This window comes from Ruegeria sp. L11, from assembly GCF_056531755.1.
The window spans coordinates 1-12,412 of the sequence record NZ_JBQFMI010000020.1; the positions used below are offsets into that span (position 1 = coordinate 1).

Consider the following 12,412-nt stretch of genomic DNA (forward strand, 5'->3'; position numbering starts at 1 on the left):
TGTTGGCCAGTTGGGTGCGCTGCCGGACGGCCAGATCTCGAGTCCGGTGGATTGAGAGAATGGCTTGCTGCTCTTCCGTCTTGATCTCGACAAATCGCATGGTCGGGCGACGGACCGCTTCACAGATTGCCTCAGCATCAACGGCGTCGTTCTTGCCGCGCTTCACGTAGGGTTTGACGTATCCGGCCGGCATGAGCTTCACGTCGTGCCCCAATTTGCGCAGCTGGCGACCCCAGTGATGGGACGAGCCGCAGGCTTCCATGCCAACCCTGCACGGTGGAAGCGTCTCAAAGAAGCAAAGCAGTTTTGCTCGCTTGATGGCTTTGTTGAAAATCACTCGGCCGTTCTCTGAAATGCCGTGAACTTGAAAAACATCCTTGGCCAGATCCAGGCCGACGGTCTTTATTGTCATTGGGTGGCTCCTTTCCTTGCAGTCAATCACAACTGCACTTTGGCACATTCGATGCCGGTGGAGCAGGAGCCACCCACCTCATCCGCTCTGGGCCGACTCGCAACCCAAATTCCAAGAGGTCACCCGTCCAGAACCTTCAACGTAAGCTCAACAATCCTCTGAAAGCCCTTCCGTCCCGCAATTTCATATCCCTGAATGGCATATGCCTTGCGCTTTGCCTTGAAATGCTTCGCAGAGTCCTGCGCCAGTTTGTGCGCTTCCTCTAGCTCGCTTTTGCCCATTTGATATGCCGTGTATGCCAATCTCATCTGGAAGATCGTGGCACGACCGAATTCGGCGGCAAAAATGGCTGGCGTCTTGCCGGTGTAAGTTTGGAGAGTTGGGTTCGCGCCAGCAACAAGAAGAGCTTCAAAACATCGATCGGCTCCAACCTTGGCGGCTGAATGCAATGCTGTCCGACCAAGTGCGTCACGCGCATCAATATCCACATGGCGATCAATGAGGGCGTTTACCATGTCTACATCTTTTCGCTCGGCCGCCAGCATCAGCGCAGTCTGTTTCAAATAGTCCCGCGCATTCAGAACATCCGTGGGCAGCAAGCTTACTAGCTTCAAATGCGTTTCGGCCATCGAGTTAGCAAGTTCGACCGGATCTTTGTGGATTCCGGAATAGGTCGGCATTTGCCTCATTGCACGCACAAGATCCGGCACCATCTTTGATGTCACAGTGAAGAACGTGTCACCACGCACATCTCTTAGCTTGCGCTTAAGCTTGCCGCGAAAGTGCTTGATGAAACCGCGTAACTCCAACTCTGACGCACTGGAGAGAAGCAAACCAGCGTATGACCTAATGATGTCAGATTCCTGTTGAAGCGGCGCTTCGATTTCCACCCCTTCATAAGGGCGAACAATGTTCTCCCAGAACCAAGCCGCGTGATCGGCCGCCGCTAAGCGCATAGAGTAATCGATCGGGCCTTCACCGAGCTTCCAGCGAGCAGCTACTTCAGGTTCAACTGACTTGCAAAGTAATCGAAAACTGCGTTCCGCACTGCGACGGCTGAACGCTTCCTGAGCAACCGCAAGTGAGAAGTTGAGCTTAGCGATATCCAGTTTCAGTGGGCCGATGGACCGTGCCAGACAGAGTTCGAGAGCCTTTTCAGCGTGTTCGCACGCGCCGTCAAAATTTCCTGACGAAATTTCGTTAAGGGCGCTAAGATAGGCGAGGTCCGGTTCAAACTCGGCAATGCCGGGCAATTTTCGAAGCTTTGCCAAGTGTGCTGCGACACGGTATTGGCGATCGGGTTCATTGCTTTTCTGGATTTCAATGCAGTGATCGATGGCTTCCTGAATCCTTTGTCGCTGTTCTACCAAGCTTCCGTTGAATGTCATTATCGCCGGCGACCTTAGCTTTAGATCTCGAAAAACATCGGGGAGCGTATCGTCGCACGGTACAGAACTTATTATTCCACTCAGGAAATCGGCTACCTGCTCTGTGGCCAGTAGCCTTCCGGACCCGTCTGGTGTAATCACACGAAACGGGCCTTCCTTTATCCAGAAAGGTAGAGCCTTAGCAAAAGCCTGATCGGCCGATGGCGGGTTGGCTGGGTCTGTCGCGACAGTAGCCTCGTGGCTCCACCTAAAAAGCTCGATCAATTGCAGCGCCTTGTTGCGCATAGGATCCGCGTCGTTCGGCTGAACACCTGGCGTCAAAAATCCAACGAGATCCTTGTAGCTTTGCTCGAGTGCACGCGCCCAAAGCAACAACGAGCGAAGCTGCGGTGTCGACAGATGAGCTTCGTCTGAACTCTTATATGAAAACTTATGATCGTCATTAAACCACTCCTTGATCCTGGAAATCGCTGGCGTCGTTCGGCCTGACTTCCAGTTGTCAAGGGTCCGTCTCCTTTCTTCATCGTACTCTCCCCAAAGCTGATCGAGAGGTCCTTCCACTTGCTTCAGCCACCAACTCAGAATTGCTTCGACCGGCAGGATCAAACGATTTGAGTTCGCAGTGTCTTGATGGGGCAAAAACCAAAGGCCTTCTTCAGGCATGCGAGGTAAAAGCGCTTCATCCTGACACCAGAAGCCCCACGTTCTGCCAAGGGCAGGCATAACGTCGAACGCAAGAAGCACCCAAAGTGCCTGCTGCGGATTTACCGAATATGTCCGCGTGTGGAACTCTAACGCATCCAGAGACAGCCCAAGTCTCAAAGCTTGCTCAACAACATCGCCCCATAGGGTTGATGATTGCTCCAGACCCAACGCCTGCCTTAGCAAATCAAGCAACTCGAGCGTTCGGTCAGCCCCTCCCTCCAATCGCATCTCAAAATTTGCATAACGGCGGCGTTCGGAGTGCTGCCATTTCGGTGAGCCGAATAGCGACACAGCATAAAGGAGTGCGGAATGTGAAGTTGGAAGTTGAGCTTTCGGCAGAGTGTCGAGCATGGTCACACCTCAGCCTGTTGGCGGTGCAGCCTGGACAGCTCTGCCTTCACGTTCCGAAACGCCCGCCGATCACTCGGTGTTCGTGAGAAAACCAGTAATCCACCACCAGCCAGGAATAGCTTTGAGTGTTTTTTTCCAGAGACATAACGCGCCCCAGACTTCACTTCTTTTGCAATCACCTTGTTCAACTCCTTGTCTTTTGAATAATACACTTTGCACCTCGATAAGGGGATGGCGGCGCAACCACCATCCCAATCATTTCTTTCAGTAACTGTCGTAGCCGAGCCTTTTTTAGAAGCCTTTGTGCGTGCTGCGCGCGGCTGGCTAGAGGCTACTATTTCCCCTTAGGCGGATTGTTTCCGCGGCCAGAACCAGATTTGTTTCCTGTGGTTGATGGGCCGTTCGTAGGGCGTGGATTTGCCATTTCTCTTTCCTTTTCTTTGATCCATTTTTTGCCTCGCAACTGAATGTTGCTTGGCATGAGGAAGAGATAATCGAAGCCGACCCCATCCGTGAGGAAATCGAGAATACAGTCGCAAAACTGATCATGAGGGAGACAATTGGCCTTAAGATCACGTCAAACAGCCAATTTACGCCTAGGTCCAGAGCAGTTCGCACGGCGAATGTCTGCTAAGCGGGCTGCATCTGCAGCGGTAGGTACCAGAGCTAGACGGCGGCTTGGGGCCGCAATGGCAGGAACCCTTCCAAGGTCAGGAATGAACGGGGTTCGCCGGGACGTGGTGGGCTCTAGTCAAACCACCATCTAATTGGCAGCCACGTGGGCAAGATCACGCAGAAATTTGGCACTTTGGTCGTCGGCCGGAAAAAACAGCTCAATCTTCAAATCGTCCAGCGTGACATCCGTGACCGTGCTGAATTGCGCAATGGTTCCAAACAGGGAAAGCCGCTGACCACCAAAGCGGTAGATCGTAGAAATTGTCGGCCCGATCACCGCGTCACTTCGGGCGTGCCCCTGTTGCGACAACGTGCGCGCTGCGGCGTCCAGTGCGGGTATGCCGCCTGCGTTGGCGCTTTCAGCGCGCAGCCGCAACATCGTGTGATGCGCGACCTCGGGCCAGTTTTCGACAAGCTCAGGCATCAACGGGCTGGTCAGCAGATCCAGCAGGCTTTGCCCCTCGCCGATCCCCAGTGGCTTGAATAGCTTTTGGGCACCGCTGTTGAGCATTACAACCGTCCAGAGCCGGTCCAACACCATTCCAGGGTAAGGCGCATGTTGCTGCAGAGTCCATTCGACCGCGTCCCGAATGGGCGACATCGCCGCGTCATCAATCGGAGTTGCCGCAAAACGCGGCGCGAATCCTTCGGCGCGCATCATCTGATTTCGAGTGTAGACCGGAAGGTTCATGACCTCGGACAGATGAAGGATCATGTCCGGGCTCGGCCGGGACCGCCCGGTTTCAAGAAATGAGATATGTCGCGCACTGACCTCGGCTTCGACTGCAAGGTCCAGCTGGCTCATCCTGCGTCGCTTTCGCCACTCTTTCAGCATGCCGGGATAGGGTGTCATGACCTGAGTTTAGCAAGGGTCCTAACAGAATTCACCTACCTCCGAGGTAATTGATTTGCGTCCGCCGCAAGCTGCATGAAGGGCGCATATCGAAAGGAGAAGCTCATGACCCAACAACAATCAGCAATGCGAATTTCAGGCGGTGTTCTTGCTGCAACCGGGGCGCTTTTTGCGCTGGCCGCGTTTCAGTTTCTTCATCCCGTTGCGTATATCTTTCTGCAAATCGCGTATTGGCCAATTCACGATGTTCCCGCGGAACTGATGGTTCCGTCGCCTTTACTGCTGGTGATCACTGGAGGCCTGACGGTTGGCTTGGGAGGAATGCAATGGGCGCTGGGAACATACGTTGCCCCGGTATCGGCGGTGGCCGCGACCAAGACCGCTCAGATTACGGCATGGTCCTGGTTTTGCGTCGACAGTTCAGGCTCCATTTTGGTAGGGGCGCCCTTCAACGTCGTACTAAACCTGTCCTTTCTGGTCCTGATCCTGTTGTCTTGCCGACCCGGCACGGCAAGCAAACACGCAACATCATGACGTGAAGTGGAATTTATTGGGTTTGAAAAGAAGGACTGGCTTTTCCAGAAAACCTTCGTAGGTCGATGCGACTTCAACGGCAGTTTTTTACATCGGACATGCTGGTGTTCTCGACGGCGCTGCCGCTTTCGACACTTGGCCTGAGCCGTTCATGAATGGACAGGACTTCCTCTTCCAGTTTGGCCAGCTTTTCTTCGGACCAGCCGGCTTGGTCTTCGCAAGTTGCAGGACGAGTGTGAAATGATCTCTCTGGCGGCCTTGAACACACGTCAAAAGGAACTGTATGCAACAGGGTTCATTTATCGCGCGGAATGAGGATACGCATCACTCCGCACACGGCGTAATAGTCAAGAGCAAGGGCAGCTTAATGCCCTTGCTTGGTCGGTTCGTTAAAAGGGGAACCGGTAATGCGAGGGAGGTGGGTGTTCAACCTCCGGCGGAAGGCCGACGTCCTTTCTCAGGTGAGCCGGCAACTCGGCTCTTCCGCGCAGAACAGGCCGTTCCACGCTGGGTCGATGGGCGAAGATTGCCGCTAGCCGCAGTAAGAGGCCACGCGACCGGCTGATTGGAATGTAAAGTGATAAGCTTGGCATTGTTCTCTCCATGAAATGATGGAAAGCCGCCACATGAGGAAAACACAAAAAAGGCCGCTCACGAGGCGGCCTTCAGATCGGAAACCTGTCAGACCGCTTTAACGGGCTACTGCGACTACCGCGCGAAGCATTGAAGTCTGACAATTCATCATATCTGATCTCTCCTGTATCAGGGTTTCCAACTCCGTGTGCTACCAGACGAGTGATTTCAATTCAACAACCCATACATGTATTGGTCGAATTCCGCCGGATAGCCAGCTCACAAGCGTTGGGAATAAACCTACGTATTGTTCTATTTGCAACCAGTGGCGACGGCGGCGGCATTTGTCATTTCGCGAACTCTGCGTTCGCAGCGAACGGCGGCTGTGCGGGCTCAAGCGCAGCATATTGACCAATCAGTGATGGGCAGGAATGGGCCGCCTCCCAACAAGTTGCGGAAAAAAATCACGGTATCACCTTAGATATCAGCGTTATCGCTCAGATTGTACCAAGTTGATTACGCCAATTCGCCGGCCATCGATTTCAGGTGGCGCATGTCGGTACCGCAGCATCCTCCAAATACTTGAATCGATGGATTCTGCTGCGCAATCGCGGCAATCTGTTTACCAAGCTCAATTGGATCGCCTTCGTCCAGTTCATCTGCTTCGTCAAGTTCCGCATGCGAGCAGCTCGAAGCGTTCGCCACCATGCCTCTAAGTCGTGGGTGGTTGCCAAGCGCTCCGGCGAAATGGGTAGGATGAGCGCAGTTGACCATAAAAAACAGCGCCGCTGCGTCGGTTGCCCCGTCGATATGGTCAATTCCGTCCACAAGTTTGGTTCCATCTGCCAGGCACCCGTCTGTCTCAACAACCAGAGACATGATGATCGGCAGATCAGCGTCTCGTGCGGCGAGGATGCATCCCGCTGCCTCGCTTGGGCGGTTGAATGTATAAGCGGTGACCAGGTCGACACTTGTGTCTTTCAGGCTGTGCATTTGAGCGGCGTGGTATTGACGTGCATCTTCGACGGGTACCGGCGGAATGTTGGCGTAAGGATCATAACGCGGGCCAATACATGCTGACACCAGTACATCATCGCGAGTGGCAGCTTGGCGCACGCCCTCGACTAGACTGACCGCATCCTTGTTCACCTCAACGAGCCGTTCTGCATCGTACCCCAAGGGCCCTGCTCGGTCGGCGTTCGCCATCCATGTGGGCGCATCAAGGATGCATCCGACACTCATTTCACCGGCGAGATCGACAAGTGCCTGCATTTGACCAGCCAGTATTGCCCTGGTGTCAGGTTCTTCCAGCAATGGAAACGACGCGAAACCGGGTAGCTCAACCCCATGATTAAATATCAGGTCTGTGCCAGTGCCAGCATAAACTAGAAAGGTCTTGTCACCTTCGAGTGGGAACTGTCGCGCCATTCTGATCCACGCCTATTGCTGTCAAATCTTCATAGAAATCTATATTGTCTTGGGTCTCCTGTGAACCTTAGGGCGACGACAGGGTGTCTTCCCTGAGCATGACCTCATCTGGCCGGGCAACTGGCAACCGCAGCGAAATTCTTTTCTGCGGGCTGCACCGCAGCGTCATCAAGCCCTTGCCGATGCCCGATTTGGTCCGCCATCAATTGGCTGGAACCGCGTAACCCCGTACAACATTAGTGGTGGGTCCGCAGAGTTATTGCTGATTGTAAATGCTTTGAAGGCCCTTAAGATGAGTGGCATTCTTTGGAGAACCAGATGAGAGTCCTACGGATTAGCCTGCTTTTGGCGACACTCGGTGTTCCCGCCAGTGCTGACGAGCAACGCATCGAAATCAACAATGTCTACCCTCTAAATCAAGAGAACTTTGACCTTGGGGATCACATTTTTCACCTAACAGACAATCGGGGTGGTTTCGAAGTAATTGAGGGTCCAATGGATGATGGGCCTGCCAGATGTTTGGGTTCTGGATTTGGATTTGAAGACGGCACCAACTCAATCAATGGAATATGCGTTTTCGGTGAAGGTGATGACACTTTTATCATGCGATGGAAGGCCGGGGAAAAAGGCGAGGCAAACACTTGGGAAATCGTCACCGGGACGGGGCGCTACGAAGGAATGACTGGCAGCGGCATAGCGACAACAGATATCGCCTCAGCATACCAAGCGCTGCCCCTGAGGCGAACTCATATTGTCGGAACCGTGGAAATCCCGGACTAAGACGGCAGCGGATCTAGTATCTGTCCAGTTTCGATTGGTCTCGAACTAAATTGGTCTTAAGTGGCTTTTGCAACTAGGTCTCAATCCTTCCGGGATCACTTGCCTTAGTGCGGCGTACGTCCGCTTAGTCCCGCGAAATGTGAGTTCGTGTATCGTCCGCCAGCAACTCAAACCATCATCTCAATGGAGTAAAAGCCGCTGATGCACTAACAATCTTTTTGGATCAGTCAGGTGAGGCTGCTCAGCAAAGTTGAATTCTGCACCACCGCCGTCTCAAAAAAGCCCTTTCCGTAATATGGTACGGTCAGACATCGGGAGGGACCCAGATATGCTCGAAAAGGTAACAATCGCATTGTCCATGTTTCTGATTTCGGGGCAGGCCTTTGCGCTTGATTGCGGCGAAGTATCCAATCCCTGCAAAATAGACACCGGTGAATACCACATCGCCCTACCAGATGAATGGCGGGGCGGGCCGATCGTGATGCACTTGCATGGTTATGGCGGGTCCGGAGCAAAGGTACTTAAAAACAAGCAGTTCGTCGAAGCATTCACCGCGCGGGGTTATGCGTTTGTGGCACCGACCGCATTGCCATGGCTGGAAGGAAAACCTGCTGACTGGTCGGTTAGGGATGGGTGGATTACCTATCCCCGCTCTGATGTCAGGTTTCTCCGTGACGTGCTGGCGGATCTCGTGACCCGTGCAAACGTAAACCCGGACCAGGTGCTGCTGACAGGGTTCTCACGAGGTGGTTCCATGGTGTGGGAAGTTGCGTGCCTCGCGCCTGACCTGGCGCGTGGCTATGCCCCTGCGTCCGGTGGCTTCTGGCTTCCCATGACCGAGGAGTGTCTTGGCCCCGTTCATATGCTTCATACTCACGGTTTTGCTGACAAGGTTGTGCCGCTTGAGGGCAGATCAATACACAATGAAGAGTTCGATATCACCATTACCCAGGCCGATGTCTGGGAGGGTCTTGCGTTGTGGCGCCGAAGAAACGAATGCCAACACAACGCGACAGAAAACGAAGTGACGGCCAATCTTTGGCGCAAACGGTGGGAATGCGAACACGGTAGTCTTGAACTCTTTTTGCACGACGGTGGGCACGGCTACCCAAAAGAATGGGGCACGATGGCGCTCGACTGGTTCGAAAGCCTGGAAAACTGACGAAACAACGAAATCGCAATGGTCGTATTCATTCAGTCTAAATCGGCCCATTGGTTCTGAAGTCACTCCGTGCTGGGCAAATCTTACCAATCCTTAAAGAAAACTGCCCAGATAGCAGCAATGATGGCACCGGTACCGGCAGCGAACACCAATGCGATTGCGCTGAAGCACAAACGCGGTTGGCTGGAGCAGTGGATAATCGAAAAATGAATTCTTATCTGGCCTCTAAGCAAACCATCCGCTGCAATCGATATAGCAAAAAAGGGTAAGTGACAGCGCACTGGATCCCCCCATAGTCGTTGCCATTGCTCATCCTCAGTCCATGCCAACGGTAAACCGGTTACGACGAACAGAGTTGCGAAGAGCCACATCAAATACGTAAAAATCATCGACCCGGCGACCGCACGCCCTGGTCAATCCAGTAATTGACCAAAGCGGATTCCGCAAATTCACCGAGATCAGGATGGTCGCTGAAAAAGTACAGAAACCTCAACACGGCCTCTTTCTGTGCAGGCGTCAATTGGTTGAACTTGGACTTCCTGAACTCATGCAGCATTTCTTTCGATGTGCCGGGGTCGAGTGCAAGTAGGATGCTTTCACTGGCATATTCCCGGCTGTCTGAATTTAGCAGCGTCCAAATCAGATATGCGGGCAAGTAGTACTGAAAGGCTTTGGCGCTGAAAGCCGTGGGGGCAGCGTAATTGTATATGATCATTTGATCGGTCATCTCGTGCCATTTGACCCCGCCGTAGAATTCAAGAATATCCACGTCATCCATACATTCGGGGTGAAGAAGTTCACCATCAGCAGGTGGATCAAGGCCGTCAAATGCAGCAATGATCCGGGTTGCAAGATCTTCGGTTGTTGTCGCTACCTTTGGCATGGTGACATATTAAACTGGCTGAAACCCCGAAATCGAGTGATTGCGATGGACACCGGACAAAGGCTCTTTCAGGATATCGTTCGAAGTTCAGCAGCGGAGATGAAGAAGCCACTTTGGGGCAGCACAATAGGGATGTATGTGTAGAAATGTATTGAGGAAGTCGGGTGTCCCTAGTGTGTTACAAAGAGCGCCCTTGATCGATTTGGGAAAAGATGATGAGCGGCGTTTCTGAAACCTACCAAGGAATCTGCTACTGCGGCGCATGTAGTGTTTCTACCACCGGTAAGCCGATGATCATGGCTTATTGTCATTGCCACTCTTGTAGAAAGTGGCATTCAGCGCCGGTCAATGCTTGGTGTCTCTGGTCGGCAGACAAGGTCTCATTGTCAGGGCCGACGGTTCAATCGGACAAGAATGATGAGAGCCATCGTGTTTCCTGTGGTAAATGCGGTGGTGCATTGGTGAATATCAAACCTGGTAAGGACATCGTCGCGGTTTACGCGATGTCGCTGGCCGAATCCGATTTGAGCTTTGAGCCGACCTTTCACATCTTCTATGGCGAACGTGTTTTCGACATGGCCGATGGCCTGCCGAAGTGGAAGACGGTTCCGACATCGTTTGGTGGGGATGGGGTCGTTGTGCCCGAACCGGACAAAACCGGTTGGATTCCATTGAACCCGCGAGCCCAAGGGTGAAACGCAAACTCACTTCGATCTTGGCAGCCGACATTGTAGGCTTTTCGCTGCTTGTGGAATCCGCCGAGGAAGCCACGCTCGCGCGTCAGAAAGAACTGCGCCTATCCGTGCTCGACCCCGGCATCGAGCAGGCTGGGGGTAAGATCATTAAGTCGACCGGCGATGGATTTCTGGCCGAGTTTTCAAGCGTGGTGGAAGCGGTGCGGTTCGCGATTTCGGCACAAGAAGCGATGCGCGCAGAGGAAGAATCCGTGCCTCAAGATCGGCAGATCAGTTACCGCATGGGCGTTCATCTGGGCGACGTGGTTGTCGATGACGGCGACATTTATGGCGACGGTGTGAATCTCGCGGCTCGCTTAGAAGGCGCAGCCCCGACCGGCGGGATCTGCATCTCCGCTGCCGTCCGTGACCAGATCGTTGGCGTAATGGACGGGCTGTTCACGGATGTGGGCGAGTTGACGCTGAAGAACATCTCGCGCCCGATCCGCGCCTTTGTCTGGCCTCCCGACCATGGCGGTGCATTGAACAGTGTCACCACGCCGTCCATCGGGGTTACATCCAAAAAACCAACGATAGCCCTCGCCGCATTCGAAACCCTTGGCAACAATGACGATGCCAAGATGCTGGCCGAAGCTTGCAATCACACGGTAGAGGCGGCGCTTGCCAATCTTACAGGGTTGGATCTGATCGCACTCGAGGCGGGCCCGGACCATATCGCCACGGCGGTGTTTCATGCCTCCGGCAATCAGGTCCGCGCCACCCTTAAGCTGCGCGAGACGGGTACATCGGCAACCTATCTGACCCAGCGGATGAACGGTGATCTTTCCGACCCCTTCTTGGCAGAAGATCTGTTGTCAGGGGAAATCGCGACAACCATCCGATACGGGATTCTGCAACGAATTGCTGAGCGCGCGGCTGAGACAGAGACAAACGATCCTGAGGCAATGCTGAACCTTGCAGGGCATTACATGATGGGATCGCAGCCTGAAGAATGGGAGGCGGCGGGACGTCTGCTGGACAGGATCCTGACGGTCCAGCCACGCAATTTTATGGCCGTTGGGATGAAGGCGAACACGTTGATCGGCGAATTGGTATGGGGTTACCGTCCGATACGCACGGAGGATATCGAAGCGGCCGACGCCGGGTTGAGCAAGGCGGTGTCGTTGAATGACCAAAGCGACTACGTGCACCTGATCCGGGGGATTTTTCATTACGGTATTACCGGCGATTTGGATGCAGCGGTGCGGTGTGTTGAACGTGGGTTCGAAATAAGTCCGCAGTTTGCCCAGGGGCATATGGTACTTGGCTGGATCCAGAACTTGATGGGCCAACCAGAGCTTGCGCTGAAGTCTATCAAAAAGGGCTCGTTTTCTCTGGCCAAGAACCGGATATATCACCGTGTCCCACAAGCGTTAGCCCAGACCTATCTGATTATGGGTGATTTCGAGAATGCCATCGCCAACGCCAATCGAGCGCTGCAAAACTCGCCGGGATTACCAGTCGCTCAATTGTATCTTGCCAGCGCGGCTGGTCAGGCTGGTCTATCTGATCAAGGAGAAAGGGCGCGGGATGCCTTATTGGCGTCCGATCCGGACTTCCGGATTAGTGGCGTGCGCCGGTTCCATTTTCAGGACCCCACGCGGTGGGACGCAATTCTGGATGGGCTTCGTGCAGTGGGGTTGCCTGAATAGATTCTCAGACGAGGGGGAACTCAACTGAACGCGCACACCGCGCGAACTCGCTCGTTTTGATGCCACTTTGAACGACGGCATTCAGATCGCGTCCCGTGCTCATGCCAGCGAAGAGGAACTGCGCAGCATCGCGCGGATGGCGGGGGACACTTTTTTACCAACCTACGGGAACCCAAGGCCCAGGATGATCCTGTAACGGAGCTTCAGAATAAGAACCACCATTCATGATACGTGTTATCGTTCGCTTGCTTGGGTTCTAAAACCCGAATGCCATGTTGGGGG

11 protein-coding genes are annotated in these 12,412 nt (G+C 53.8%); 6 read left to right on the forward strand and 5 right to left on the reverse strand.

Annotated features, from left to right (window positions below):
* The 3 genes from ACR0CE_RS18555 to ACR0CE_RS18565 all read right to left on the reverse strand — a co-directional run.
* The coding region (locus tag ACR0CE_RS18555; protein ID WP_480833422.1) for an IS110 family RNA-guided transposase at positions 1–412 on the reverse strand (412 nt) is incomplete at its 3' end.
* 119 nt (positions 413–531) lie between these two features.
* Positions 532–2,856, reverse strand: a complete 2,325-nt coding sequence (locus ACR0CE_RS18560) for an ankyrin repeat domain-containing protein (protein ID WP_480833424.1) — start codon at positions 2,854–2,856, stop codon at positions 532–534.
* Positions 2,857–3,619: 763 nt separating this feature from the next.
* Positions 3,620–4,384: a helix-turn-helix domain-containing protein gene (locus ACR0CE_RS18565; protein ID WP_480833425.1), complete on the reverse strand. Its 765-nt coding sequence runs from the start codon at positions 4,382–4,384 to the stop codon at positions 3,620–3,622.
* A gap of 105 nt (positions 4,385–4,489) precedes the next feature.
* Between ACR0CE_RS18565 and ACR0CE_RS18570 the strand changes: the two genes are divergently transcribed.
* Complete coding sequence (locus ACR0CE_RS18570; RefSeq protein WP_282154231.1) at positions 4,490–4,918, forward strand: hypothetical protein; 429 nt, start codon at positions 4,490–4,492, stop codon at positions 4,916–4,918.
* 1,089 nt (positions 4,919–6,007) lie between these two features.
* Here ACR0CE_RS18570 and ACR0CE_RS18575 read toward each other — a convergent pair.
* A complete protein-coding gene (locus tag ACR0CE_RS18575) occupies positions 6,008–6,919 on the reverse strand; it encodes a homocysteine S-methyltransferase family protein (protein WP_282154232.1) in 912 nt (303 codons plus the stop codon).
* 318 nt (positions 6,920–7,237) lie between these two features.
* Between ACR0CE_RS18575 and ACR0CE_RS18580 the strand changes: the two genes are divergently transcribed.
* Together ACR0CE_RS18580 and ACR0CE_RS18585 are read left to right on the forward strand one after the other, a co-directional pair.
* On the forward strand, positions 7,238–7,699 hold the full coding sequence (locus tag ACR0CE_RS18580) for a hypothetical protein (protein WP_170660739.1): 462 nt from the start codon (positions 7,238–7,240) through the stop codon (positions 7,697–7,699).
* A 250-nt stretch (positions 7,700–7,949) separates the two neighbouring features.
* Complete coding sequence (locus tag ACR0CE_RS18585; protein WP_480833426.1) at positions 7,950–8,861, forward strand: CE1 family esterase; 912 nt, start codon at positions 7,950–7,952, stop codon at positions 8,859–8,861.
* A gap of 385 nt (positions 8,862–9,246) precedes the next feature.
* On the opposite strand, the gene ACR0CE_RS18590 is transcribed toward ACR0CE_RS18585, so the two are convergent.
* Positions 9,247–9,744: a DUF6714 family protein gene (locus tag ACR0CE_RS18590; RefSeq protein ID WP_282154235.1), complete on the reverse strand. Its 498-nt coding sequence runs from the start codon at positions 9,742–9,744 to the stop codon at positions 9,247–9,249.
* Positions 9,745–9,959: 215 nt separating this feature from the next.
* Between ACR0CE_RS18590 and ACR0CE_RS18595 the strand changes: the two genes are divergently transcribed.
* From ACR0CE_RS18595 to ACR0CE_RS18605, 3 genes are all read left to right on the forward strand, one after another.
* Positions 9,960–10,439, forward strand: a complete 480-nt coding sequence (locus ACR0CE_RS18595) for a GFA family protein (RefSeq protein ID WP_372579936.1) — start codon at positions 9,960–9,962, stop codon at positions 10,437–10,439.
* Positions 10,436–12,130, forward strand: coding sequence for an adenylate/guanylate cyclase domain-containing protein (locus tag ACR0CE_RS18600; RefSeq protein ID WP_372579935.1), 1,695 nt, complete (start codon positions 10,436–10,438; stop codon positions 12,128–12,130). The genes ACR0CE_RS18595 and ACR0CE_RS18600 overlap by 4 nt, the downstream gene beginning before the upstream one ends.
* A gap of 67 nt (positions 12,131–12,197) precedes the next feature.
* Entirely contained in the window at positions 12,198–12,326 is a 129-nt protein-coding gene (locus tag ACR0CE_RS18605; protein ID WP_480833427.1) for a hypothetical protein, read from the forward strand.
* Positions 12,327–12,412: the final 86 nt, after the last annotated feature.